28 protein-coding genes are annotated in these 25,338 nt (G+C 63.7%); 15 read left to right on the top strand and 13 right to left on the bottom strand.

Annotated features, from left to right (window positions below):
• Positions 1–14 precede the first annotated feature (14 nt).
• From NJT13_RS01125 to NJT13_RS01110, 4 genes are all read left to right on the top strand, one after another.
• Positions 15–236: a hypothetical protein gene (locus NJT13_RS01125; protein ID WP_254523662.1), complete on the top strand. Its 222-nt coding sequence runs from the start codon at positions 15–17 to the stop codon at positions 234–236.
• Positions 237–279: 43 nt separating this feature from the next.
• Entirely contained in the window at positions 280–1,572 is a 1,293-nt protein-coding gene (gene hisD, locus NJT13_RS01120) for a histidinol dehydrogenase (RefSeq protein WP_254523661.1), read from the top strand.
• Between the two features lie 110 nt (positions 1,573–1,682).
• Positions 1,683–1,895, top strand: coding sequence for a hypothetical protein (locus NJT13_RS01115; RefSeq protein WP_254523660.1), 213 nt, complete (start codon positions 1,683–1,685; stop codon positions 1,893–1,895).
• Positions 1,896–2,077: 182 nt separating this feature from the next.
• Complete coding sequence (locus NJT13_RS01110) at positions 2,078–2,452, top strand: HesB/IscA family protein (RefSeq protein WP_254523659.1); 375 nt, start codon at positions 2,078–2,080, stop codon at positions 2,450–2,452.
• A 181-nt stretch (positions 2,453–2,633) separates the two neighbouring features.
• Here NJT13_RS01110 and NJT13_RS01105 read toward each other — a convergent pair whose 3' ends face one another.
• The 4 genes from NJT13_RS01105 to NJT13_RS01090 all read right to left on the bottom strand — a co-directional run bounded on the left by NJT13_RS01105 (position 2,634) and on the right by NJT13_RS01090 (position 5,641).
• Complete coding sequence (locus tag NJT13_RS01105; RefSeq protein ID WP_254525360.1) at positions 2,634–2,834, bottom strand: dodecin; 201 nt, start codon at positions 2,832–2,834, stop codon at positions 2,634–2,636.
• Positions 2,835–3,290: 456 nt separating this feature from the next.
• Positions 3,291–3,950 carry a DUF2238 domain-containing protein gene (locus NJT13_RS01100; RefSeq protein WP_254523658.1) on the bottom strand — a complete coding sequence of 220 codons (660 nt, stop codon included), beginning with the start codon at positions 3,948–3,950 and terminating at the stop codon, positions 3,291–3,293.
• Positions 3,943–4,560: a hypothetical protein gene (locus NJT13_RS01095; protein WP_254523657.1), complete on the bottom strand. Its 618-nt coding sequence runs from the start codon at positions 4,558–4,560 to the stop codon at positions 3,943–3,945. Before NJT13_RS01095 ends, NJT13_RS01100 begins: the two co-directional genes overlap by 8 nt.
• A 91-nt stretch (positions 4,561–4,651) precedes the next feature.
• Positions 4,652–5,641, bottom strand: coding sequence for a metal-dependent hydrolase (locus tag NJT13_RS01090; RefSeq protein WP_254523656.1), 990 nt, complete (start codon positions 5,639–5,641; stop codon positions 4,652–4,654).
• Between the two features lie 195 nt (positions 5,642–5,836).
• Here NJT13_RS01090 and NJT13_RS01085 point away from each other — a divergent pair, with 195 nt between their 5' ends.
• The gene (locus NJT13_RS01085; protein ID WP_254523655.1) at positions 5,837–7,048 is read left to right on the top strand and encodes a pyridoxal-phosphate-dependent aminotransferase family protein; all 1,212 of its coding nucleotides are present in this window, start codon (positions 5,837–5,839) and stop codon (positions 7,046–7,048) included.
• Positions 7,049–7,085: 37 nt separating this feature from the next.
• Here the strand turns inward: NJT13_RS01085 and NJT13_RS01080 are convergent, their stop codons facing one another.
• The gene (locus tag NJT13_RS01080; RefSeq protein ID WP_254525358.1) at positions 7,086–7,394 is read right to left on the bottom strand and encodes a DUF7116 family protein; all 309 of its coding nucleotides are present in this window, start codon (positions 7,392–7,394) and stop codon (positions 7,086–7,088) included.
• A gap of 214 nt (positions 7,395–7,608) precedes the next feature.
• A complete protein-coding gene (locus NJT13_RS01075) occupies positions 7,609–7,848 on the bottom strand; it encodes a DUF5816 domain-containing protein (protein ID WP_254523654.1) in 240 nt (79 codons plus the stop codon).
• Between the two features lie 188 nt (positions 7,849–8,036).
• On the opposite strand from NJT13_RS01075, the gene NJT13_RS01070 reads away from it, so the two are divergent.
• Positions 8,037–8,447, top strand: a complete 411-nt coding sequence (locus tag NJT13_RS01070) for a universal stress protein (protein ID WP_254523653.1) — start codon at positions 8,037–8,039, stop codon at positions 8,445–8,447.
• Positions 8,448–8,510: 63 nt separating this feature from the next.
• On the opposite strand, the gene NJT13_RS01065 is transcribed toward NJT13_RS01070, so the two are convergent.
• Both NJT13_RS01065 and NJT13_RS01060 read right to left on the bottom strand, forming a co-directional pair.
• Positions 8,511–8,954: a universal stress protein gene (locus NJT13_RS01065; protein WP_254523652.1), complete on the bottom strand. Its 444-nt coding sequence runs from the start codon at positions 8,952–8,954 to the stop codon at positions 8,511–8,513.
• Positions 8,955–9,074: 120 nt separating this feature from the next.
• Positions 9,075–10,067 (bottom strand): mechanosensitive ion channel family protein, encoded by a 993-nt coding sequence (locus NJT13_RS01060; protein WP_254523651.1) that lies wholly within the window; start codon positions 10,065–10,067, stop codon positions 9,075–9,077.
• Between the two features lie 140 nt (positions 10,068–10,207).
• Here NJT13_RS01060 and trmB point away from each other — a divergent pair, with 140 nt between their 5' ends.
• The 8 genes from trmB to NJT13_RS01020 all read left to right on the top strand — a co-directional run bounded on the left by trmB (position 10,208) and on the right by NJT13_RS01020 (position 19,032).
• A complete protein-coding gene (gene trmB / locus NJT13_RS01055) occupies positions 10,208–11,272 on the top strand; it encodes an HTH-type sugar sensing transcriptional regulator TrmB (RefSeq protein ID WP_254523650.1) in 1,065 nt (354 codons plus the stop codon).
• Between the two features lie 336 nt (positions 11,273–11,608).
• The gene (locus NJT13_RS01050; RefSeq protein ID WP_254523649.1) at positions 11,609–13,078 is read left to right on the top strand and encodes an extracellular solute-binding protein; all 1,470 of its coding nucleotides are present in this window, start codon (positions 11,609–11,611) and stop codon (positions 13,076–13,078) included.
• Positions 13,068–14,126: a carbohydrate ABC transporter permease gene (locus NJT13_RS01045; RefSeq protein ID WP_254523648.1), complete on the top strand. Its 1,059-nt coding sequence runs from the start codon at positions 13,068–13,070 to the stop codon at positions 14,124–14,126. Before NJT13_RS01050 ends, NJT13_RS01045 begins: the two co-directional genes overlap by 11 nt.
• Positions 14,126–15,160, top strand: a complete 1,035-nt coding sequence (locus NJT13_RS01040) for a carbohydrate ABC transporter permease (RefSeq protein ID WP_254525357.1) — start codon at positions 14,126–14,128, stop codon at positions 15,158–15,160. The genes NJT13_RS01045 and NJT13_RS01040 overlap by 1 nt, the downstream gene beginning before the upstream one ends.
• Positions 15,161–15,164: 4 nt before the next feature.
• Positions 15,165–16,352, top strand: coding sequence for an ABC transporter ATP-binding protein (locus NJT13_RS01035; RefSeq protein ID WP_254523647.1), 1,188 nt, complete (start codon positions 15,165–15,167; stop codon positions 16,350–16,352).
• A 184-nt stretch (positions 16,353–16,536) separates the two neighbouring features.
• On the top strand, positions 16,537–17,619 hold the full coding sequence (locus tag NJT13_RS01030; RefSeq protein WP_254523646.1) for a Gfo/Idh/MocA family protein: 1,083 nt from the start codon (positions 16,537–16,539) through the stop codon (positions 17,617–17,619).
• A 147-nt stretch (positions 17,620–17,766) separates the two neighbouring features.
• Positions 17,767–18,012 (top strand): DUF7127 family protein, encoded by a 246-nt coding sequence (locus NJT13_RS01025; protein ID WP_254523645.1) that lies wholly within the window; start codon positions 17,767–17,769, stop codon positions 18,010–18,012.
• 51 nt (positions 18,013–18,063) lie between these two features.
• Positions 18,064–19,032, top strand: a complete 969-nt coding sequence (locus tag NJT13_RS01020) for a sugar phosphate isomerase/epimerase family protein (protein ID WP_254523644.1) — start codon at positions 18,064–18,066, stop codon at positions 19,030–19,032.
• Between the two features lie 67 nt (positions 19,033–19,099).
• Here NJT13_RS01020 and NJT13_RS01015 read toward each other — a convergent pair whose 3' ends face one another.
• From NJT13_RS01015 to NJT13_RS01005, 3 genes are all read right to left on the bottom strand, one after another.
• Complete coding sequence (locus tag NJT13_RS01015) at positions 19,100–19,408, bottom strand: HalOD1 output domain-containing protein (protein ID WP_254523643.1); 309 nt, start codon at positions 19,406–19,408, stop codon at positions 19,100–19,102.
• A gap of 183 nt (positions 19,409–19,591) precedes the next feature.
• A complete protein-coding gene (locus NJT13_RS01010) occupies positions 19,592–21,001 on the bottom strand; it encodes a cryptochrome/photolyase family protein (RefSeq protein WP_254523642.1) in 1,410 nt (469 codons plus the stop codon).
• A 59-nt stretch (positions 21,002–21,060) separates the two neighbouring features.
• Positions 21,061–21,501, bottom strand: a complete 441-nt coding sequence (locus NJT13_RS01005; protein ID WP_254523641.1) for a hypothetical protein — start codon at positions 21,499–21,501, stop codon at positions 21,061–21,063.
• 135 nt (positions 21,502–21,636) lie between these two features.
• Between NJT13_RS01005 and NJT13_RS01000 the strand changes: the two genes are divergently transcribed.
• A complete protein-coding gene (locus NJT13_RS01000) occupies positions 21,637–22,623 on the top strand; it encodes an MBL fold metallo-hydrolase (protein ID WP_254523640.1) in 987 nt (328 codons plus the stop codon).
• A 387-nt stretch (positions 22,624–23,010) separates the two neighbouring features.
• Here the strand turns inward: NJT13_RS01000 and NJT13_RS00990 are convergent, their stop codons facing one another.
• Entirely contained in the window at positions 23,011–23,718 is a 708-nt protein-coding gene (locus NJT13_RS00990) for a 6-hydroxymethylpterin diphosphokinase MptE-like protein (RefSeq protein ID WP_254523638.1), read from the bottom strand.
• A gap of 408 nt (positions 23,719–24,126) precedes the next feature.
• Positions 24,127–25,320, bottom strand: coding sequence for a dihydropteroate synthase (gene folP / locus NJT13_RS00985; RefSeq protein WP_254523637.1), 1,194 nt, complete (start codon positions 25,318–25,320; stop codon positions 24,127–24,129).
• Positions 25,321–25,338: the final 18 nt, after the last annotated feature.

Here is a 25,338-nt window from a genome sequence, read left to right as displayed (position 1 = left end):
TCGTACGGTGAGACATGGACCGATCGGGATTCGTCAAACTCTCGCTCGTCGCGTTCGGGCTCGTGACCGTGAGCTTCGTCGTCCGCGGGCTCACTCGGATCTTCTTCGAGGTCGAACTCGCGAATCTGGTGCAGGCACCGCTCGCCGTCGTCGGGTTCGGGCTGCTCGTCTATCTGTTCGTCCGGGCGTGTCTCGACGCCGTCGGCATCTGGAAGGTCGAGAACCCCGACGCGTGAGCGGAAGGAAACCGTTTTTTCGCCGCCGTCCGAACCTGACGCTATGACAATCGACGTCCAGGCGATCGGGGACCTCGGGCCGGGAGACCGCGCGGCCTTCTTCGAGCGCGACGCCGGTATCGAAGCGGTCACGGACGACGTTCGAGAGATCGTCGATCGCGTTCGCGAGGAAGGCGACGTCGCCGTCCGCGAATTCACGGGCGAGTTCGACGGCGTCGAACTCGGCAATCTCGAGATCACCGACCACTGCGAGCGAGCCGTCGACGGGATCAACGAGGAGACGCGAACGGCGATCGAGACGGCTGCGGCGAACGTCCGCGAGTTTCACGAGGCCCAGCTTCCGGAAGACTGGCAGCGAGAATTCGGGCCGGGTCGGACGCTCGGTCGGCGGTTTCGGCCCATAGAGCGCGTTGGCGTGTACGTCCCCGGCGGCTCGGCGGCGTATCCCTCGAGCGCGATCATGGGCATCGTCCCGGCGGTCGTCGCGGGCGTCGACCACGTCGCGGTCGTCACGCCGCCGGCGGAAGATCTGAATCCCGTCACGTTAGCTGCGATCCACGCCGCGGGTGCGGACGTCGTCTACAGCGTCGGCGGTGCACAGGCCGTCGCGGGGCTCGCCTACGGGACGGAGACGATCGACCGCGTCCGGAAGATCGTCGGTCCGGGGAACAAGTGGGTGGCGGCGGCGAAAGGAGTGGTGCGCGGCGACGTGGAGATCGACTTCCTCGCGGGACCGAGCGAAGTCGTCGTGATCGCCGACGAGACGGCGCCGCCAGATCTGGTCGCGGCGGAACTGGTCGCGCAGGCCGAACACGATCCGAACGCGTCCGTTGTGGCCGTCACCGACGACGAGACGACCGCCAACGCCGTGGCCGCAGCCGTCGACGACCAGGCGAGCGAACGGGAACGCGCGGACGTCATTCGAGAGGCCCTCGCGAACGACGCGAGCGGCGTCCTCCACGCCCGGTCGATGAGCGAGGCGATCCTCTTTACGGAGGCGTACGCACCCGAACACCTCTCGATCATCGCGGCGGACGACGAGTCGATCCTCGAGCGGATCGACAGCGCGGGCAGCGTCTTCCTCGGGTCGAATACTCCCGTCGCTGCCGGCGACTACGCGAGCGGTACCAATCACGTCCTTCCGACCAACGGCGGGGCGCGGGTGACCGGCGGCCTCTCGGTCGAAACGTTCCTCCGCTCGACGACGGTCCAGCGACTCTCGGGCGACGGTCTCGCAGACCTCGGAGAGACGATCACCACCCTGGCCGATGCGGAGGGGCTCGAAGCGCACGCCGAGAGCGTGCGAATCCGACTCGAGGACGAAACGAACACGTAGCGAGCGGTAACGTGACGGAGCGAACGGTCATCTGCTGTCGCTCGGTTCGGATTCAGGTCGACGAGTTGCAAACTGGTTTTACGTGGCTGGAGGACGGAAGAGGAAACGAGATGGAACCGCATGTCGACCCGATGGACGAGCGCGTCCTGGAGCGCAACTACGACTACGCACAGAAGAACGTGCGGCTCCTCTCGGTGTGGTACGATTGCGACCTAAAGCGGATGCTCGAATTGCTCGCAAAACACGATATCGAGCTCTCGCGGAACGACAGACGGCAATTCGGAACGTGTTATCGGTCGTTTCAACGTCGCTCGGGTCTCTAACGTCTCGAGAGCAGTGCGACTGGGTCCCGAGTGGAGTGCGGCGAGAGTGAGACGCGGCGGTTCGCGACCGGACGCGCCGGCGGTACGTAATCGGACGCGAGGCCGTTCGTAACCGAAAGGAGCTAGCCCGGACGCGTTCGAAGGGCGTCACAGTTAACATCGTTGCGACGAAAGGTGGTGATATGAGTACGGACAGTATGGACGGCGGGACGGCGGAGACGCGCCCGGAGATCGAAGTAACCGAAGACGCGGCAGATGAGGCCCTCTCGCTGCTCGAGAGCGAGGGCCTCGACGCGACGGAAGCCGGGCTTCGACTGTTCGTTCAGCAAGGCGGCTGTGCCGGCCTCTCCTACGGGATGCGATTCGACGACGCGCCGGACGAAGACGACACGATCTACGAACACCACGAACTGCGCGTGTTCGTCGATCCGGCGAGTCTGAAGTACATCGAAGGCAGCGTCCTCGACTACGAGGACGGCTTGCAAGCCGAAGGGTTCCACGTCGAAAACCCGAACGTCGTCAGCGAGTGCGGCTGCGGTGAGTCGTTCCGGACGTAGCGATCGGACCAGCGGTTCGACTCGCTCGACCCGACTCGATCCCGTTCGAACCAGTCTCCACACGCTCCCTTCGTCCACTCGTTTTCGACCGTTCTGACACGCCGTCGAAGAGCCACGGTCTCGAGGGGCCGGACGCGAAAGAAAGGGACGGTGCGTGACGGTGATCGGAACGCCGCGCGGGTTACTCCTCGAGTTGGAACGCGACGGTGACTTCGGCCTGGTACTCTCGGTCGTCGACGCTCGCGACTTCGACCCCGAGTTCGTCGACCTCGATCCAGTGGACGTGCTCGAGTGTCTCTTCCGCGCGGTCGATCGCGTTGTCGGCCGCTGCGTCGAAACTATCGGGACTGGTGCCAATGAGTCTGATCTTCTTGAATACCATGGCTCGACGTGCTACACCGCGTAACGACGTAAAGCTCCCCGTCGATTCAGCGCGGTAGGGGGCGGCTATCGGTCGAACGTGAACTGACCGCTGACACTCTCGTGAAACTGCATCCGACTCCTCCTGGCCGCTACCGCTCGCGTTCCCGTCGAGTTCGGTCAACGACTCGCGTCGTCGTTCGGTACACTTCCGGTAGACCGTCTCTCGGTCCACGGGATGGGCTCCGCGAGGCGCTCGCTCGCCTCGCGGCGTCTGTGCTCGCGGACGCCGATCGAAAACAGCGCCACAGCAGCGCTACCGAACGCCATCTCTGGGGCGAACTCGACGACGAGCGTGAGGAGGCCGTCTCCGACGGCCCCTACTCCGACGAGGTACCACCCGTGACGATCGTGTGCCGTCCCGAAGGCCGCGGAAGTGCGGCCACGGCGAACGGGAACGGGAATGGGAACGGAAACGTCAATCGGCTCGCGAGTCGAACCGCTCGCGGATCGCGCCCGAAACGTCGGTGAGGTAGGCGCCGCCCCAGAGCGCGACGAGGAGCGCGCCGATCGAGTTGAAGACGAAATCGAGCATCGTGTCGCCGAGTCCGTACTGCGTGAGGACGGCGTCGATCCCGAACGTATCGGCCGACAGCGCGATGGCGAACTCGAGGATTTCCCAGAGGACGCCGAAGGCGAGGACGAAAAGCAGAATGAACACCGCTATGAACCGCTGAGGGAGGTGCACGCCGTCGGCGTGTTCGTCGAACGCGCGCACGGTGGCGTATCCCGCGGCGGCGACGAGCGACGCCGACAGCGCGTGCGTCAGGTGATCCCACCACCAGACATCGGTGTACAGCGTCGTGGTACCACCGGGCAGACCGACGGTACCGAACGCGTGGAGGAAGACGGCGGTCGTGATCCACAGCGTGAGGCGAGGGTCCATCGGAATCTCGTAGTCACGCTCCAGGACCGGCGGGAGCTGAGTGACGGCCAGGGCCACGGCGGTGTTGATCACGATCCCGGCGTTGCCGCGGTCGATCCCGACGAACAGCATGCCGATCAATCCGACTTCCATGAGATAAGTGAGCTGGCGCTGACGGCGCTTGGAGGGGAGTCGGCTCGCAAGACTACGCATCGCGCACCTCCGAGGCCGGCTGGGCGTCTTCCGGAAGCCGCTGTTCGGGGCGGGCGAGTCGTCTGAAATAGAGTTCGAAGACGACGCCGGCACCGAGTCCAGCGACGGCGGAGTAGACGAATTCCCACATTACCGCGTCGTGGTCGGCCGTAAACGGAATACCGAGCGTCTTTTCGGCGCTCCACCGCAGCAGCGCCCACAGCCCCGCCGCGGCCATGGTTCCGACGACGACGAGGACCACGGCGAAGCTGGGGGTCATTCGAACGGTCGTAAACGAGTGGAGTTCGACGGCGAGAACGAGCGCGATAGCCGCGACCGAGAGATACGCGGCGAAGTGACCGGTCAGTTGGTCGGCGTTGATCGCCATACCGAGCACGGGGAGGGCCGCCAACAGGAGGACCTCCCAGGGGAGCATCGCGAGCGCCGACCGAAAGGCGACCGGTGGGAGAACCGCCAGGGCCACGAGAGTCGCCGCGAACGTCACCCACAGGATTCCGCCCGTCAGCAGTTCCGCGAGGCCGATTCCGCCGATAACAACGATCAGCCCCCACGCGACCATCGCGTTGGTTCGACCGTCGGCGATCAGCCCCTCGAGCGCAGTCTGGGACACGGTGAATCGTACCGAGCGTTCTCACAAAAACGTATGTGACCGGTCGCTGAACGGTCGTCCGAGATCCGCGTGGACGGCGACGCGGCGGGTCCTACGATGGTGCGACGACGAAAACGTATACGGTAGCGTAGGCGGCGAGCGCGAGCGTTACGGCCGTCATCGTGGTGAGCAGGACCTCGAGCGTTCCATCGAACGAGGGTCGCCTAACGTAGCGGTCACGCAGTCGGTCGATCCTCGGCGTCGGCGGTCCTCGCACGGTTCCACAGAGAACGCCGACACCGAGGATTGAGTAGACGAAGTGATACGAGACCTCGAGCGTCGGCGGCGTCACTGCGAGCGCGGCGACGCCGTAGGCCGCACCCACGGCCGCTCGGCGGTTGACGGTGGACACGATCGATCGATCCGTCAGTCGACAGACTGCGATCAGCGCGAGCCAGATCGTGGCGAGTTCGATGGCGAATGCGCCCAGTAGATGCAGCGTCGGGTCGCTATGGAGGACGACCCGCGACTCGAGGACCGACGAACCGAACGGAAAAAACCAGTCCGGCGGCATGCCGGTGACGAGATCTCCCCAGGGGTGCGACCAGAGTCCCCAGAGCGCCGCGACGCCGATGGCCGACGCGGAGAGAGGGGTCTGGCGGGCGACCCCGACGGCGACGAGACCGCCGGTGGCAGCGAACAGTCCCATGACGAACGCGGCGAGCGGGCCGCTGTCGACGAACGCGACCGCGACCAGTACGCCGAGGAGGACACTGCCGGCGCCACGGACGAGCCAGGTGCGACTCGAGTCGCGGGCTGCGAGGAGGCCGAACGCCGGCGCTGCGACGGCGCCGACGACCAGCGAGTGGGTGACCGAGCGGTGAACCTCTCGGCTCGCGGCCCAGAACGCCGTCGGAACGCCGACCGAACCGGTGACGGCATCCGCGAGGCCGACGAGCGCGTACGCGACGTCGATGTCCGGGACTGCGGCGAACGCGCCCGCGACGACGCCGACGAGTAGCGCCGGACGGCGATCCCAGCCGCGCGACTGGGCGACGAGTGCGGCGACGGCGAACGCGAAGAGGGCGTGACCGATAAACACGGCAGTTCGAGTACGCAACGAGCGCTCTTAAGCGACACGCAGCGTCGAACGGTACCACAGCACAGGAGGCCATTCGGACGGACGAGAGCGCGTTCAGCGCCGCGAGATCGAACCAGGCGGCGAGCGTGACGGCGACGCTGGCGACAGTTCGCCGATGCCGGTACATCTTTGCGAGTGGCACGCGAGCACCCGTCTATGGCTCAGGAACCGCAGGCCGAGACGGCTCGAGCGCCAGCTGTTGGTGAACTTACACCGCCTGATCGAACCCTTATGGGTCCAGGTCCGAGTGACGTCAACCCGCGCGTCCTCCGGGCGATGAGCACGCCGCTCGTCGGACACCTCGATCCCTCGTTTATCGAGATCATGAACGAGGTCCAGGACCTGTTGCGATACACGTTCCGAACGGACAACCAGTGGACGATTCCGGTCTCCGGGACCGGCTCGGCCGCCATGGAAGCCGCGATCGGAAACGTCGTCGAACCGGGAGATACGATGCTCGTCCCGACGAACGGCTACTTCGGCGGTCGAATGGCATCGATGGCTCGCCGGGCCGGTGGGACGGTGGTCGAAGTCGACGCACCCTGGGGCGAACCGCTGGATCCCGACGACGTGGCGGACGCGCTGGCCGAACACGACCCCGACGTGTTCGGATTCGTCCACGCCGAGACGAGTACGGGCGTCCTTCAACCCGACGTCCCCGAACTCACCGCCGCGGCCCACGACCAGGACGCGCTCGTAATCGCCGATAGCGTCACGTCGCTGGGCGGCGTCGAGCTCCGGGTCGACGACTGGAACATCGACGTCGCCTACTCGGGTCCACAGAAGTGTCTCTCCTGTCCGCCCGGTGCGAGTCCGCTCACCCTCTCGGACGAGGCGATGGAGAAAGTGCTCTCACGCGATGAGGACCCGCGGTCGTGGTACCTCGATCTCTCGCTGCTCGAGGGCTACTGGGGTGACGAACGAGCGTACCATCACACGGCGCCGATCACCAACGTCTACGCGATCCGGGAGGCGTTGCGGCTCGTCGCCGAAGAGGGAATCGAAAACCGCTGGAATCGCCACGAACGGCTCGCCGGCGCGTTGAAAGCCGGCGTCGAAGCCATGGGACTCGAGATGAACGCCCCCGAGGAGTACTGGCTGCCGAGTTTGAACGCCGTCCGCGTCCCCGACGGCATAGACGACGGGGACGTCTGCAACCAGCTACTCGAGCAGTACGATCTCGAGGTCGCGGGCGGCCTCGGCGACCTCGCCGGCGAAATTTTCAGAATCGGCTGTATGGGACACTCCGCGCGGCCGGAAAACGTCATCTACGTCGTGACGGCCCTCGGAGACGTCCTCGAGTCGATGGGAGCGGACGTCGATCCGGGTGCCGGCGTGACTGCGACGCGACGCGCGCTGGAAAAATAACGGGATCGGGCTGCTATCGGGCGGGCGGAACTGACTTTCAGGCCGAGATTCGCGGTCCTGGTGGGGCTCGTTCGACCTGATAGTCTTCCCCATCGACGACGATGATCGCCCACTCGTAGCTCGGTTCGGATCGCTCGAGTCGAGCCTCGAGATCGTCTGCATCGTCGGGTTCGGCGACGAAACAATGGAACTGCCCCGATGACGACGACGGGACGTTCCCCGACTCGAGGACAGTATTGACGTGGACGACTTTCCATGCTCGTTCAGCGCGAAACTCGGGGCCGTTGCCTTCGACGGTGTAGCCCAGGTCTGCGAAAATCGACCTGGCCTGTTCGACGAGTCGCATGTTAACAGGACCCATTCGGTACTATCTATGATCGCTACCACTATAAATGTTGGTACGTAACAAGAACGACCGCTTACGTCCCACGGATCCGGAACTGTGTCGCGGATTTGATTGGTCAGTGACCTAGTGGTATGAGTTCACAGTCAGTAATTGTCTATTATTGGTGTGGCGGTCGTTCGCGATCCGCTTTCCGATCCGCAGATTGCGGCTGCGACTATTCGTGGGCAGCGTCCCACTCGGTCGGTTTCCGAAAGTTCCCACACCGGTTGCACTTGATCCGGCCCATCGCGTCCATCGCGTTATCGAGACTCTCGCAGTTCGTACAGAACCACCCGTAGCGACGGTCGAAATCCGGGGTTTCGTAGGCGACGAGAAACGGCCCTTTCGAGCCTTTGTCACCGTTCATTTCCGAGATATAGACGGTCTCACCGTCCTCGGTCGACCAGGTTTGCATGCCCTACCGTATCAGTGCTCGCGGTAAATGCGTGTCTTTCCGGGTCGGTTTCGCCCCTGCGAGCGGTCAACCAGACCGGCAGGGCCCTCCGTCCGACGACGGGTGAGACGCCCCCGCGTGAGACAAATTCACAGTGTTGACTGTCCGTACTGAAAGGTTTACCCGGCCAGAACTCGTTCGAATGGCCAATGTCGCTGGTCGTGGTTCCCGTTCGGTATCCGTTAACGAAACACTCTCGTCGAACGCTCGAGGAGGCAATCGAGGTTGCCCGCGAGCGAGATGCGGACCTAACGATACTGCACGTCGACCTCTACCAGAGCGGGAAAAAAGTGACGCGTATCGACCTGAAAAACGCCGTCGAGGGAACGTTCGGACGGATCGAAAACGCACGCTACGTCGTCCGGACCGGCTTTCTCGTCGAGGAGAGCATCCTCGACGAAGTCGCCGCGGAGGGTGCCGACGCCGTCGTCATCGGAAGCAAGCAGGCGAGTCGCCTGCGACGGATCTTCCAGCGCCTGACGGACAACCCCGATATCGACCGCTATTTGCGAAACCACCTCGACTGTGAGGTCATCACGGTCGAAAGCGCACACGTTTGACATCCTCTCCGCCGTGACCGGGTCCCAAGACGACGACCGGTTCGTGACGGAGCAGAACGGTCGCTACTCGGTTTCGCCCGCGTTCCGGACGACGAACACCGGAACCGACGCGTTGTCGACGACCCGCTCCGAGACGCTTCCCAGCGAGGTTACCTTCTCGCGAGGACTTTTGCCCCGCGTTCCGATTACGATCAGATCGATCCCCTGCTCGTCTGCGTACTCGAGGATCGTCTTCGCTGGCGTTCCCGTACGGACCTCGCCGACGGTCTCGAGACCGTCGGCAACCGCTCGCTCCTCGACGTCGGAAACGGCCTGTCGCCCTTCCTCCTCGAGCGTGCGCTCGAGGTCGGTGCTGGTCTCTTCGTCGACGGCGGCGGTGATGCGACTATCGACTACGTAGAGCGCGTGGACCGTCGCGTCGTTGTTCGCGGCGATCGGCAACCCGTGAGCGAGCGTCTCGGAAATCGTGTCGCTTCCGTCGGTGGGAATGAGAATGTCGTCGTACATCTCTCGGCTGGCTTCGACTTGGTCCGGGGTCGGTATAAATCACCCCCACAGTGTCGGCTCACGGGAACGCAACGGCGACGTCTCCCACCTCGCCACGAGAGACCGCCACCAGTGACGCGGTTATCGGTCGCCCGGGTCCTCGCCCGTCTCGGCGGACTCGGCTGGCGCGTCCGCGACCGACCGGTCGAAGCCGGAATCGTCGACGGCGAGTTGCGCGACCCCGCTGGTCTCGTCGAAGACGTGATGGCGGTGCGGGTACGCGAATTCGACGTCGAGATCGGCGAACCGCTCGACGATCGCTTCCTGGACCGCGGATCGGACGACGACCTCTTTGTACGGATGTCTCATCCAGAAGTACACGTCGAGGCCGATGCCGTGATCACCGTACTCCCGGATAACGCAGGTCGGTGCGGCGGCGTACCGGGCGCTGCCGATTCGGATGTCCGGGCCGCCGGAGATGACCTCGTCGACGCCACGGGCGGCCCGCTCTGCGGCGCGCCGCGCGGCCTCGAGGTCGCTTTCGTAAGTTATATCGAAACTGATCGATATCCGGGTCCGTTCGTCTTCGGCGGAGTAATTGATGACGTCGCGTGCGTGTATCTCGGAGTTGGGGATGACGATAAAGGAATTCTGAAGGGTGAAGATCTTGGTATACCGGATCGTGATGTCCTCGACGAAACCGCGGTGTCCGGCGTCGGTGACTTCGATCATGTCACCGATCTCGTAGGGCCGATCGGCCAGCACGTAGAGACCGTTGATCAGGCTGCCGACTATTGGCGCGAGGACGATCGCTATCACGGCCGAGATAACAGTTACCGACAGGAGGATCTGCGTGTTTCCGACCCCGACGATGCCAGCCGCGACGATACCTGCCCACAGGAGGACGGCAAGCCGGAGACCACGCAGGACGGACCGCGTGACGCTCGGCCGCTCGATCCGTCGCGCAACCGTGCGACCGGCGATTCGAACGACCAGTTTCGAGAGATACCAACCGGTGGTGAGAACCAGAAGCGCGAGGACGATTTCGACTACTTCCGGCGGTATCGAGTCAGGGACCCGGGCCTGGATAGTGTCGACCATCGAACTCTCGTTGGCCTGGAGGGCCCTGGGCATGGCATCACTCTCTGGCCCGGAGTGGTTAAGAGTTCTGACCCTCAGTTTCGAACGCCCGTCCCGGGTACAACCTGATTTCGTAAATAGATGCTACTCGGTATATAATAAATCATTTAGCCTGTGGGACCGTAGCGTCGGGCATGGCACCAGACGAACTTCGCTCGACCGTCGAGCGCGTCGGGGATCGGTTCAATCTCGGCGAATACGAGATCGACGCCTATCTCACCGTATTAGAACAGGGCCAACTCACGGCCAGTGAGATCGCTGACCGGACGGAAATTCCCCAGCCCCGCGTGTACGACACCGTTCGGAGCCTGAGCGATCGGGGTCTGGTCGAACTCCGGGAATCTCGCCCGATGAAGGTCGTGGCGATCGATCCCGCCGAGTCCTTCGACGACGTCCAGACCTCCTTCGAACAGATGATCCAGGAACTCGAGGCACGCTACACCGCCCCTGCACGCGATACGGAAGCCGTCTCCCTGGTCAAGTCTCGATCGACGATCCTTCGCTACCTCGAGGAGGTCATCGACGGTGCGGAGTTCGAGCTCGCGCTGTCGCTTACGCCCGACCTACTGACTCGATTCGAGGCGGAGTTGCGCGCGGCCGTCGAATCCGGCGTGAGCATCGACCTGATCGTGACGCCCGGCACCGAAGCGCCGGACCCGTCGGAGTTCGACTACGGCGAGGTTGCATCCACCGCACGTGCCCGACGTGGGATCACGACGCCCGTTCTCGCCGTCGCCGACGGCAACTACTCGGTGTACGCGACCCAGGATGCGTTGCGTGACGATCAGGACCGGTACGGCGTCATCTTCAACCGGTCAGCGTTGGGCTTTCTCATCTCCGGCTTTTTCGGTACCGTTCTCTGGACGACCGCCGAACGAACGCTCGGCGAAGACGATACCGCTCGCTCCTATCCCCGGAAATACGCCTCCATCCGCCGGTGCGTAAAGGATCTCATCGACGAAGGCGGCGAGTTCTATGCGACGATCGAGGGGAGAGACGTCGAAATCGGAGGCCAGCGCGTCGTCCGGGGACGAATCCGGGACATCTCCTTCGAAATCAGCGAAGAGGTCGCAAGCCTCACGATCGAAACGGACGACGACGAAGTTTCCGTTGGCGGTCGGGTCGCGGCCCTCGAGGACGTCGAGGCTCACGAGATCCACATCGGACGGAACAGGCCGCCTACGCTCGAGGACGACTGATCTCCGGACGTCATTGCGGTCGATACCGGTCGGCCAGTGCGGTTCCGAACGTCATTGCGGTCGATACCGGTCGGCCAGTGCGGTTCCGAACGGCGCGATGCGCCGGTCTAGTTCTTTCCCCCGTCTCATCGGTCGTTTGCCGGCAGCTGCCACCCCTCGTCTGTCAATAGCCGATTGCTCGTCGGCGACGATGTACTCGCGTTCGAGCGGGGGGTGAGTCGTTTCGGGGGCCGATCGACAGGCACGTCGTAACTCGTTCGAAATCACGACTTTCAGCCTTTATTATGCTATTTATTACCAACAATTAAGTTCCATAACGTGGACCGATCATTGGTCATGGGTCGCGATACAGCCGGTCGAAACGATCGTCCGCGCCTCGGGCGCCGGTCGTTCCTGAAGACCGCATCAGTCTCCGCCGCGGGCGGGGCCGTTGCGGTCGCCGGTTGCTTGAGCCGGGGCCGCAAACCGGGAACGGTGGTGATGACCGCCGCCTCAGACATCGCCGGGATCATGCACAGTGACGGCGACAGCCCCTCGATTCAGCAGGCGCTGTGGGATGCCGGCCTCGACGAGGACATTCGCGTCGAGGTCCAGACCGTCGTCAGCAATTCCGCACAGCGGATGCAGACGGCTCAGTCGGCGCTGCAGGCCGGTCGCGCCCCACCAGACATCCACATGATGGATAGCGGGTGGACGGTCCCGTTCATTCTGCGCGAACAGACCGTCAATCTGACCGATCGCTTTCCGGACGACGTCCTCGAGTACGTCAACGGCAATTATCTCGAGGCAATCCTCGAGACGGCTCGACATCCACAGACCGGGAATCTCCACGCGCTGCCGCTGTTTCCGGACCTCGGATTCACCCTCTATCGAAAGGACCTGATCGAGGACGCTGGCTACGACACGAGCGGCTGGGGAACGGACCCGCCTCGGTGGAAGGAGTTCGCGGAAGCGGTCAGCGACGCGAGAGACCAGGCCGGCCTCGATTACGGGTTCACCACGCAAGCGGCCGCCTACGAGGGGCTGTCGTGCTGTACGTTCAACGAGGTGATGACGTCGTGGGGTGGCGCGTACTTCGGCGGCGCGAACAACCTCTTTACCGCCGGTGATCGACCGATCACCGTCGACGGTGACCGAATTATCGACGCGATTCGGATGATGCGCTCGTTCATCGAGGGAGAAGAGCAAAACACCCTCGAGGGCTACGCGCAGATCTGCCCGTCGGCCATCGTCCAGTGGACGGAACAGCAGTCGCTCAACCCCTTTGCCGGCGGGAACGCGGTCTCGAACCGAAACTGGTCGTACGCGATCGCAGCGACCGGAACGGAAGCGGCGTTCGGTGAGAACCTCGGCGTGATGACGAGGCCGTACGCAGTCACTCGGCAAGAAGCCGAGTACGCGGACGCCGGTGGCACCGCTGCGGCACTCGGCGGCTGGAACCTCGCCGTCAGTCCGTTTTCGAATCGCCAGGAGGAAGCGCTGCAGGTCCTCGAGGCGTTCGCTAACGAGGACGTGATGCTCACGGTGTTCGAACTCGGTGGCTTCCTCCCGCCGAACCTCGATCTGGTCGCGGAGGCCGATCCGAGCGACGTCGGTCCCGTCGCTCGGTACGCCGACGTCGTCCAATCGGCGAGCGAGAACGCGATCCCGCGTCCGGCGACGGATCTCTGGCCCGAACAGTCCGCACTGATCTTCCAGGCGGTCAACGCGGCCTATCGGGGCGCACAGGCTCCCGAAGCCGCGATGAACGACCTCGAGCAGGAACTCGAACAGAGCGAATCGGAGGTGCAAACGAATGGCAACTGAATCTGACGAGGCGACGACCGACGGCGGGACGGTGATCGGCGGCGAAACAGGTCGCGGCCGGGAGCACGAGCGGACCGGGAACGCCGTCGTCAACTGGATGGAAAACCTGAGCGAAGCGGCGTACGCGTATCTGCTGTTGTTGCCCGCGTTCGCGTTGCTGACGCTGATAGCGTTCTACCCGATGATCCGGACGTTCCTCATGTCGCTTCGCGCCAATCAGACACGCGGAATGGACCCGCTGGGCGTGTTCGTCGGCCTCGAGAATTACATCGATATCGTGACCGGGAACGCGCGACTGGCCAGGCAGTTTCTCGACGTCTCGCTCTCGTCGTCGTTTCCCTTCGTCGAACTGGGCACCCCGTTCTTCCAGCAGGCGTTATTCGTCACGCTCGCGTTCGCGGTCATCAGCGTGACCCTGGAGACCGTTATCGGATTCGGACAGGCGTACGTCCTCGATCAGGAATTTACCGGCCGTCGGTGGGTTCGCGTCGCGATCATCCTCCCGTGGGCGGTGCCGATCGTCATCCAGGGGATGATCTTCTTCCTGCTGTTCCAGCCGACGGTCGGGTTCGGATCGGACCTCATGCAGAGTCTGGGCCTCTTTAGTTCGACGCCGCTCGCCAACAGCCAGGACGCGTTCATCATCATCCTCGTGGCCGATATCTGGAAGTCGTCGGCGTTCATGGCCCTCCTGATCCTCGCGGGACTCCAGAGCGTCGATCGGAGCCTGTACGACGTCGCGCGCGTCGCGGGGGCCACACCGTGGCAGCGATTCAAACTGATCACGCTCCCGCTGGTGATGCCGGCGCTGCTGGTCGCGATGCTGTTCCGGACGATGGACGCGATGCGCGTCTTCGGACTGATCGAGTCGACCGCCGGCTGTACGACGGTCCCCTCGCTGACGTGTCTCGTCGTCGAAGCGATGTTCGGGGGGACGCGCATTTACGCCACGGCCGCCGCGGTCGCATTTTCGACGGCGCTCGTAATCGGCCTGATCATCGCGGTCTACCTCGTTCTCTTCCGCGATACCGAAGGAGGTGTTACATGATGGCAAACCGACGAGAGACAACCGACGACCACACCGAACCGACAGACGAAACGGCGGGCGCGCTGGGACAGCCAAGCGAAATCCAGTCCGACGGGGGTGCCGTCCTCACGAACGAACGCGAAGCCGAACTCGATCGCGGCCCGTTTCAACAGTGGGTTTCCGACTCCATCTCCGACCCCGGTCGAGTCTACCGAGCGCTGTTTTACGTCGCCGCGATCTTCTTCCTGTTTACCACGCTGTTCCCGTTTTACTGGCTTCTCATGGTCGCGCTCACGCCGGAAGGCCAGCTTCAGGACATCGTCTTCACGCCGAACGGCTTCAACCCCGGCGCGTTCGTCGAGGTGTTTCAGGTCATTCCCTTCCACATCTACATGTTCAACAGTTTCGTGATCGCGCTCGGATCGACCATCGTCGTCCTGGTCATCGCCAGCCTGGCCGGCTACGCCTTCGGCCGCCTCGAGTTCCCCGGCCGAACGCCGCTGATGCTGCTCGTGCTCGTCATCTCCTTTTTCCCGCCGGCCGCCTTTTTCATTCCCTTGAACGATCTGTTCAACACCCACTTTGCGATCCTCAGACCGATTACCGGTGACGGAACCCTCTACAACACGCCCTTCGCCCTCGTGACGCCGCTGTCGGCAATTTTCATGCCGCTCGCGATCTTCATCCTGACGACGTTCTACGCCCAGATTCCCGACGGTCTCGAGGACGCGGCTCGCGTCGAGGGAACGACTCGACTGGGCGCGCTGTTCCGAGTCATCATTCCGCTGTCGGCGCCTGGGGTCGCGACTGCGGGCGTGTTGACCTTCATCGCCGTCTACAACGAGTTCTTCTTTTCGTTCCTGATGACGGACGGTCAGCCCGAAAACTGGGCGCCGATACTCGACGGCATCCTCGCCTATCAGGGACAGTACCAGGTGTTGTACAACCTCATGGCAGCAGCGAGCATCCTCGGGGTGATCCCCGTCGCGATTCTCGTGGTCATCGCACAAGAAAAGATCGTCAGCGGGCTCACCGCGGGCGCACTCAAAGAGTAACACAATGGCACGAGTACGACTCGAGAACATCACGAAACGCTACGAATCGGTTACCGCGGTCGACGACGTGAGCATGGAGATAGAAGACGGCGAATTCGTCACCTTCGTCGGCCCGTCCGGCTGTGGGAAGTCGACGACGATGGAGACCGTCGCCGGGCTCACACAGCCGACCGAGGGGCGGGTGTACATCGGCGAGGACGACGTGACGAACCTGGCACCGAAAGATCGGGGCGTCGCGATGGTGTTCCAGAACATCGCGTTGTTCCCGCACATGGACGTCTACGAGAACATTTCCTTCGGGCTTCGTCTCCGGAAATACGACGACGAGGAGGTCCGCAGACGCGTCGAGCAAGCCGCCGAGGTCGTCCAGCTCGAGGGGATGCTCGAGCGAATGCCGGACGAGTTGTCCGGCGGCCAACAACAACGGGTGGCGATCGCGCGGGCGATCGTTCGCAACCCGGACGTCTTCCTGATGGACGAACCGCTGGCGAACCTGGACGCGAAGTTGCGCGTTCACATGCGAACGGAACTCCAGCGGCTCCATCGGGAACTGGACACGACGATCATCTACGTCACGCACGATCAGGCCGAAGCGATGACGATGTCCAATCGCATCGCGGTCCTGAACGAGGGACGGCTCCAGCAGCTCGCGCCGCCACTGGTCTGTTACAACGAGCCTTCGAACCTGTTCGTCGCCGGATTCATCGGCTCTCCCTCGATGAACTTCGTCGACGGTGAACTCTCGGACGGCGGCCTCGAGACGGACAACTTCGCCGTCGATTTCGATCCGAACGTCGTTCCCGGCGTGACCGTCGGCGACGCAGCCACGCTCGGGATCAGGCCGGAAGACGTCCACATGGCCAGAGACGCCGAATCGCTCGCATCGACCACCGACCCGATCGACGCCAGAACCGACGTTCTCGAGCCCATGGGCGACGAGGTATTCGTCTACCTGCTGCTCTCCGAGGCCGCGGGCGGATCGATGGGGCGTGATTCCACTTCGAGTCCCAACCAGCTATTGATGAGCGTCAGCCCCGATACGGATATCGAGGCGAATCAGGACATCGAGGTGGTCCTCGATCGGTCGAAGATTCACCTCTTCGAGACGGCCACTGGCGACGCGCTCGCTCACGGTATCACCGATCTGTCGGAACGAGAGTCGGGGACGACCCCGACCGAGGCGGACAGCTAAATCGCGATGTCGGTCCACGAACCCACCGATCTCGAGTCTCGCCGGCCATCTTTTCCTCGTTTCGACGAGTTCCTCGGTTTGGCGACGGACCAAAGGTGCTCGAGTCGAACTATTCAATATAGCGGTTGTGGGTGTATTGGGCCGAAACGAGCCGAACGCTGGGTCCCCCCATACTAACACACAGATGATAGATTCCCGATCCGATATTAAAACCGGCATCGTCGGCCTCGGCAACATCGGACAGTATCACGCCGAGCGACTCGTCGAACTCGGCGTGACGCTCGCCGGTGGAATGGACGTCGCCGCCGAGGCGAGAACGCGATTTGCCCGACGATACGACGTCGACGTCTACGACGACCACGACGAGCTATACGATACCATCGACGCCGTCATCATCACGACGCCGAACAAATATCACGAGGCGTATGCCATCGACGCGTTCGAGAGCGACCTCCACGTCTTGCTCGAGAAGCCGCTGGGACATTCGATCGAGAGCGCACAGCGGATCGCCGACGCGGCAGCGGAGTCGGACGGGATCGCGATGGTGGGGTTCAACAATCGATTCGCGAATACGGTGCGAATCGTCAAAGATCGGATCGATCGAGGCGCCCTCGGTGACGTCTCCCACATCGAGGCGAACTACGTCCGTCGGCGAGGGATCCCGGGACGGGGGTCGTGGTTCACCCGCAGAAGCATCGCCGGCGGCGGCGCGCTCATCGATCTCGGGGTCCACGCTATCGATCTCGCGCTGTATCTGCTCGACTATCCCACCGTAGAGGAGGTAAACGGCGTCGCTCGCAGCGAATTCGGCGAGCGCGAGGAGTACGCGTACCTCGACATGTGGGCCGACGACGCGGGACCGGAGGGATTCGACGTCGACGACTCCGCTACCGCGTTCATCCGCTGTTCGGGAAACCGAACGATTTCCCTCGAGGTCGCGTGGGCGACGAACCGGCCGGCTACCCACGAGTTCGTCGCCCGGGGGACCGACGCAGCGGCCCGGTTCGACCTCCTCGAGGGAGATCTCTCCGTCTACTCCGCGAGCAAAGCCGGTGCCGACCACCTCGAAGACACGACCATCGAAACGCGCCACAACGACACCCATTCGGACGAACAGCGGTCGTTTTTCGATCAGATATTGGGTACCCGAGACGGCGGCGGCACCGTCGACGAAGCACTCACCGTTCAATCGGTTATCGAAGCCATCTACGAATCGAGCGAACAAGGGCACACGATCACGATCGACGATCGAACGCCGATCGACTGACAAAGAGTGCCGTGGGGACGGTCTGGGACGGTGCTCGGGGGCGGTCACCACAGCAACCGGTCGCCCGGCCGATCGTGTGGACTGGTGACGTCCGGACGCGCAGGTTCGTGCACGACTGTTACGAACCAGGACCGCGTACTAGTGATTATGGAAACGCCACCCGAACTGGAAGCGGTCGCGGGAGAACAAGACGACATCACTATCAGCACTCGAGAGTACGAAGACGAAACCGTCATCGTCGTCGATTTCGGCCCGATCAGCGGGAAGCCGTCGGTCGACATCGTCGGCGGAACGGCGATCGTCACCGCCGACGAAACGCATTTGGAGTTCGACGTCCCCGCGGACGCGAGTGACGTCACCGTCAACGACGGCGTGCTGACGATCAGCGGCTGATCGACCCTCGCCAGCCCCCGTTTTATTTTTCCGGCTGTCGTCGACTCCGCTATGGAACTCGGCGTTCACACCCCACCGCTCGCTGACGAACCGCTCGAGGGCGCGCTGCCGTATCTCCACGAGCAGGGTGTCGATACGATAGAACCGGGGGTCGGCGGCCATCCGGGACAGGACCATCTGACGCGGTCCGCGTATCTCGACGACGAGAGCCAACAGGCCGAACTCTCGGATCTACTCGACGAGTACGACATGCGAATTAGCGCGCTCGCGACCCACAACAACCCGATTCACCCCGACGAGGAGCGTGCGACGCGATCCGACACCGAACTCCGCGAGGCGATCCGGCTCGCCGCCCAGCTCGAGGTCGGTACCGTCACCTGTTTCTCCGGCCTCCCGGCCGGGGGTCCGGACGACGAGGTTCCAAACTGGATCACGGCACCCTGGCCGCCCGAACACAGCGACGCCCTCGAGTATCAATGGGAGCGAGCGATCGACTACTGGGACGAACTCGCCGACTACGCGGACGATCACGAGGTCGACGTCGCGATCGAAATGCACCCGAATATGCTGGTCTACGAGCCCCACGGGATGGCGCGATTGCGCGAGGAGACCGGGGATCGGATCGGGGCGAACTTCGACCCGTCCCACCTCTACTGGCAGGGGATCACCATCACCGACGCGATCCGATACCTCGGCGAACGGGACGCGATCCATCACGTCCACGCCAAAGATACCATGATTTACGACGCGCAGGCCCGCGAGAAAGGGGTTCTGGATACGACGTCCTATCACGACGAGCCGAATCGGTCGTGGCTCTTCCGGTCCGTCGGCTACGGCCACGGCGAATCCCACTGGAAGGACATCGTCTCGACGCTCAGAATGGTGGACTACGACGGCGCTTTGAGCATCGAGCACGAAGATTCACTGACCAGTTCGCGGGAAGGCCTCGAGAAAGCGATCGACGTCCTCGAGCGGGCGATATTCGAAACCCAACCCGGCGAAGCCTACTGGGCGGAGTGAGTCGAACGAATCTCTCTCGGCGGAGCGAGCCAGCATCCGAGGGCGGGTCGTGCGGGGCGGCTGACGACTACTCTTCGATCGGGTGATTGACCGAGTCGTCCGAGGATTGCTCCCTGACTTCGACTTCGCTTCCGGCGCGAACGACGACCGTGTATCCCTCGTACTCGAGTGTTACCACCACGTCGCTGGCCGAATCGGCGGTGGGGGCGAACAGTTCATCGAGCGCCTCCGGATTGACGACCGTGTACAGCGGGTCGTACGCAGGGGGCTCGATTTCGGTCACGTCGACGCCCTCGTGTGCGGCGATCGCTTCGACGATTGCCTGAGACGGAGGAACCGCACTACTGGGCGACGACAGGTTGTCCGGAGGGGACATACTAGCGCCTAGGACAGTCCAGCGGATAAGGGTGGTGGCAAATATATTATTCTGAGTAACGGGAGAAATCACCGTCCTCTCGGCCCGATACTCCAGTATTCGCGCGCTGTCGGTTTCGGGTCCGGAGTCGTGCACACGGGCGATACGTCGGATGTGTACACCAGGTCCCCGTTCGGAGCACCGCTACTCCGACGACTCTCCGCGCGCGTGCTCGAACAGTTCGATGGCTCGCTCCCGGCGAACGGCGTGCTCGACGATGGGAGCCGGGTACGCGGGGGCGATCCGCTCTCGCTCCCCGGGCTCGAGGTCGTGCCAGCCGTGGATTTCTTCGGTCGAAGCGTCGGCGAGTTCGGGAACGTAGTCGCGGACGTATTCGGCATCGGGGTCGTACTCGCGTCCCTGTGTCAGCGGATTGAATACGCGGAAGTAGGGCTGTGCATCGGTGCCGGTCGATGCGGCCCACTGCCAGCCACCGACGTCGTTAGCGGTATCGTGATCCGCGAGCATGCGCCTGAACCACTGGTATCCCTCCCGCCAGTCGAGCAGGAGGTCTTTGGTCAGAAACGATGCGACGAGCATCCGCACGCGATTGTGCATCCACCCCTCGGCCCTGAGCTGTCGCATCCCCGCGTCGACGATCGGATACCCCGTTTCGCCGTTCCTCCACGCCTCGAGCGCGTCCGGATCGTCCTCCCATTCGATGGGGTTCGTGTATCCGCTGAAGTTTTCGGAGACGGTCTCCGGGTTGAACGCGAGGACGTGCGCGTAGAACTCCCGCCAGGCGAGTTGGCGCTGGAACTCGCGGACGCTCTCACGCTCCCCGTCGGTATCCGCTTCGTCGGCGGCACGCTCGGTCGCCGCGTACAGCTCCCGCGGGCCGATCGTTCCCCATTTGAGGTGCGGTGAAAGCCGCGAGGTCCCGCGTTCGGCCGGATAGTCGCGCGTCTCAGCGTACCGGTAGATCGGCCCCGAGCAGAAATCTGCGACCCGCTCACGCGCTGCCGACATCGTCACCGGCGGGGGGGCCGCCTCGGGGTCGTCGAATCCGAGATCCGAGAGCGATGGAAGCGGCTCACCTGTTAGACTGGCGAACTCCTTCGCGTCGGGTTGCTCGACCGGCTCTCGTTTGTCCCGGTCGCGCCACTTCTTCCAGAAGTACGAGAACACCGAGTAGTGGGCGCCCTGATTCGGCGTAATCGACCCCGGTTCGTGGAGGATCGCGTCGTGAACCGACTCGCACGCGACGGCGTCGTCCGCGAGCGCGGCGCGCACCGCCCGGTCCCGGTCCCGTGCGAGCCCGCTGTAGTCTTCGTTCCAGACGACGGTCGAGGCGTCGTACTCGGCCGCGACCCGCGGAACCGCTCCGCTCGCCTCCCCCTCGACGACCACGAGATCGGTCCCGAGTTCTCGGTAGCGCTTCCGAAGCGCCGCGAGGGACTCGAGCAAACACGCGACTCGGACCGGCGACGCGTATTCGAGAACGGTCGGATCGAGGACGTACAACGGGACGATCGGCTCGTCGGTCGCTCCGGCGCGTTCGAGTCCGCGGTTGTCGAGCGTGCGGAGATCCCGACGGTGCCAGTGAACGATCACAGTCTACGTGCGTGCTCGAGTACCGAAAGACTGTAGGTCCCGAAGCCACCGTCTGTGCGTCAGTGTTGCGCGTCGGACGATCCGGCGAGTCGGTCGACGGCCGAGCGGAACCCGCTGCTTTCGCAGTACCACAGCCAGCACCCGATGCCGGCGGTGAACAGCGACCCGACGACCACACCGAGCGTCGCCGTCAGATACGCGGTCGCGCCGTCGCCCGATACCGCGAACACGTTCGCCGGGTTGTCGTGAACGAAAAAGAAATACGTGACGAACCAGGCGTTCGAGAGCATCGTCGAGACCAACACCGGCGGTCCGTACGCGTAATTTCGCGCCCAGATCAGACCGATCGCGATCGTCGGGCCGACGAGTCCGACGATGGCGATAAACGCCGGCTGACCCTGGTCGAGCGGGGCGTCGACCGTCGAGAGGGCGAGCCCGAACAACCCACAGAGCGCCAGATAGACGAGAAACGGCGTTGTAACGATGATTCGTTGATCCACATCGTATCGTGGTGACCTGTTCATCTCAACTGTTATTACCAATCCGACGGGACGACCGGACCCGCTTCGTGAGGGGCCACCCGAGATCGGAACCGAACGTGGAGCATAAGGGAAGTCGAGTACGAGTCGTGTCCGATGACCGCCGAGTCCGTGACGCGAATCGATATCGGAGGAGACGGGCCGGAGGGGTCCAACAGCGCGTACCTCGTCGGCTCTCGCGCCGTCGTCGATCCCGGCCCACCGACCGACCGCGCCTGGCGACAGTTACACGAGGGGCTCGACCGCGCCGGCGTCGACCGTCGCGATCTCGAGTACGTCCTCGTCACCCACTGGCACGTCGATCACGCCGGCCTCGCCCCCCGGCTCGCCGAGGAAGCGGACGCGCGACTCGCGATGGGCGCCGGGGACGCGCCACTGGTCGGCGAGTACGCCGTCGCACGCGAGCGACGTCTCGAGCGAGACCGTGCGGTGATGCGAGGACTGGGCGTTCCGAAATCCGCAGTCGGGCGGGTCATCGACGACGACTCGATGTCCGCGATGGCCGACGAAACGCCCGTCGAACGGCTCACTGACGGTGATCGAGTCTCGGGGCTCGAGGTGATCGCCACACCGGGCCACACGCTCGGCCACACCGCCTTCGCCGGCGAGGGATTCCTGCTCGTCGGCGACGCCGTGTTACCTACGACGACCCCGAACGTGGGGGGCAGTGATACCCGAACCCTCCAGTTCGAGCGGTGCGCCTCGCCGGCGACGCTCGCCCACGACGACACGCGGGCCGCCCGCGATCCGCTCACGGCGTTTCGCGCGACGCTCGAGCGACTCGCGAACCGGTCGGAACGACTCCGTCCCGGGCACGGAACCGCCGTGGAGGCGGGTCGAATACGCGAAATTCTCGATCACCATCGTCACCGTTCCCGACGAGTGCTCGCCGCCCTCCAGGCCCGCGAACCGTCGACACCCTGGGAGGTCGCGCGTTCCCTGTTCGGTGAACTCGAGGGGATCCACGTCAAGTTCGGTGCCGGTGAGGCGGCGGCACACCTTCGGGCGCTCGAGAGAGAGGGGCGTATCGAACGAACGACAGCGGAGCCCGTTCGATACGAATCGCAACGCCCGGTCCGATAAATCGCACGAAGGAATCGAGTGTCTAGGGGGGGTCTTACCACGGAAATCGAGTATCGGCTCTCACGCTGCCGTCGCGTCGTTCACGATAACGTGAGAATAACGAATTGTGATATTCGCAACTGAACGGTCATGAGGGGTCAGGAGAGAACGACCGGCACAGCGCGTTCGACGCTACGGAAAGCGCTCGAGGCGATCGTCGGGGGGCGTGACGACGGCACGGTCATCGAAGAGTGCCGCCGATGTGGGACGACTCTCGAGTCGAGGCCCGTTGCGTGTCCAGCCTGTGGTGCGAGCGATGTCGTCGAATACCGAATCTGACCGGGAACACCTGCGATCGGCGCTCTGGCGACGGTCACCGGGATGCGCTTTCGAGACCCGGAGACACGCTTACGAGAATTGGGCTGGCAGGTCGCCGGTCTCGATCTCCGACCGTCGTCCATCCAGTACGTCGAAACGCTGCTCGCGGCGGGTTTCGAGCCAGTAGAGTAACCGTTCCGCCCACTCGAGCTTCCGGGCCTTCGCGGAGTCGACCGTCGAATCGTCGAAGTCCCAGCCCACGAAGACGAGTTCGGCGGCGCCGACGTCGTCCGCGAGAAACGCCGCACGATCGCCGTCCGTGAAGCCGCCGAAGTTCCGGACTCGGCCGCGCGGTTCGGCCTGCGTCGTCGGCAGGACGTACTCGTGAGCGCAGTTCGGGACGACGTCACGGATCGCCTCGAGATTGTCACCGTGTCCGTGAATCGCGACCGGAACGCCGTCGAGGGTGAGCCGTTCGACCGTTTCCGGATTTTTATCGAGGTCCGTCACCATACACTCGACGTCGATTCCGTGGGCTGTGAGGGTATCGACGGCGCTCGAGGCCCCGACGACAACGTCGGCATCGCGCGCTCGTTCGAGGTCCGCATCGGTCTCGAGCGACGGCCCGGCACCTGCAACGGCGACGGTCGCGTCGCGAAGGGGCGATAGCCCCGCCGGATCGAACGACGCGTTCAGAATCGAATCGAGGCGGTCCCGGCCCCGTTCGTCGCCGGTTCGGTCGTACCCGAAGTCCTCGAGAATCGCGTTGTAAACGGGTTCCCACTCGTCGAATTCCATGCTCGGTGTCGGTACTCGTCGCGCGACCCGTTTGTGTGTTCTGTGTCGACGCGAGCGTGTCGACTCGAAGACGTGGACATCGATATCGAAATCACCGGTTACCGATCCACCACCCGTTTTGTGAACGCAGGTCTCCAGATTTCGTAATCGGTCGTCCGTCGACGGGTCTCCGGATTCCGTACTCAGTCGTCCGGCGACGGGTTCCACGACGGGCGGTCACCTGTCGGGAACTCTCGAAGAACGGCCCGCAGACATCGATTCTCGGGACGCAGACTTCAGTCGTCGCTGTTCGTGTTGGACCACAATAATTCCGTGTTGTGGGCCGGGGGTCGCCTCCGAAGTACCCCTACCCGGGAGGCCGCCCGGCGTCCACTCCCTCATTTCTAAGCATCCGGCATAAGCTTTCTCTTAACGCAGCACCCCTGACAGCTCACGACCGAGACGATCGAGACGCCCCGATTCGTCCGTCAGACGGTCTGAAATATCTAAAATAGAGGTCGTCGAACCGGCGAGAAGGAATCGGCCGTCCGTCACGCGCTCGCCGACCGCTCCGTGGTCGGCCGCGATCGACAGCAAACGCCCGCTCGAGTCGGGATCGAGGCCCTCGATTTCGAACAATTGCGTCCACAAATCGTCCGCAAACGCGGGATCGATACCGCGTTCCCGGAGCTGGGACCGGAGTTCACGCGTCGAATGGACGTCCAACTGCGAGAGCGTGAGGCCGTCCGCGGTCGCGCTCGTGCGGTCTGTAAACGTCGATCCGATCAGTGCGGCATCTCGCGTTTCGGCCACGTCGTGCGTTCGGATCACGTGCGCGCCACGCTCGACGGCCATCGACGTCGCTGCGAGGCTGACCGGCAACCGTTCGTCCGTCTCGCGGTCTGCGATTTCGCCGAGGAAGTTCTTCCGGTTGATCGAGACCAGCAGCGGCCGTCCGAGGGCGCGAAACTCACGAAGGCGCCGGAACGTTTCGCGGTCGTCCTCGAGCGTCTGAGCGTCGCTCCAGCCTCCGAAGGCCGGATCGAGGATCGTCTTGTCGGTCATTCCGTTTTGCTTCAGCGCCTCGTAGACCTGATCGACGAAATCCGACCGCCTGGCCCACTCCGGTGACTTCCGTGTCGACCAGTCCGTTTCCTCGACGGCCCCGGGCCGCTCCAGGTCCGGCGGGCTCGCCATCTTCGCGACCGCCACGTCGTGGTCCGCACAGACGGCCGGCATCTCGGGATCGGCGAACCCGCAGATGTCGTTTACCATCTCGAACCCGTGCGAGAGCGCTTCGTCGGCCACGTCGGCATAGCGCGTCTCGATCGAGAAGATCGCGTCCCCGGAGACGCTTTCGATCGTTTCGAGCGCGACGTGCAAGCGCTTGAGTTCGTCCGATGCCGAGAGCACGTCGAAACGCTTGTTCGCCGATTCGAGGCCGATATCGACGATGTCGGCCCCTTCGTCGATCAGTTCCTCGTCGACGTAGCGAGCCGCCTCACCCGGGTCGTCGAAGACGCTCGGATCGTAGGGCGACTCCTCGCTGACGTTCAACACGCCCATGATCCGGGGCGGGTGGTCGTCTCCGATCCCCAGACCGGCGGCGTCGACGCTGTCCATACCCCGTCTGCGGAGGCG

Origin of the sequence: Natrinema caseinilyticum (assembly GCF_024227435.1) — an archaeon.
GTDB classification, from domain to species: Archaea; Halobacteriota; Halobacteria; order Halobacteriales; family Natrialbaceae; genus Natrinema; species Natrinema caseinilyticum.
This window is presented reverse-complemented; position numbering and strand designations above follow the sequence as displayed.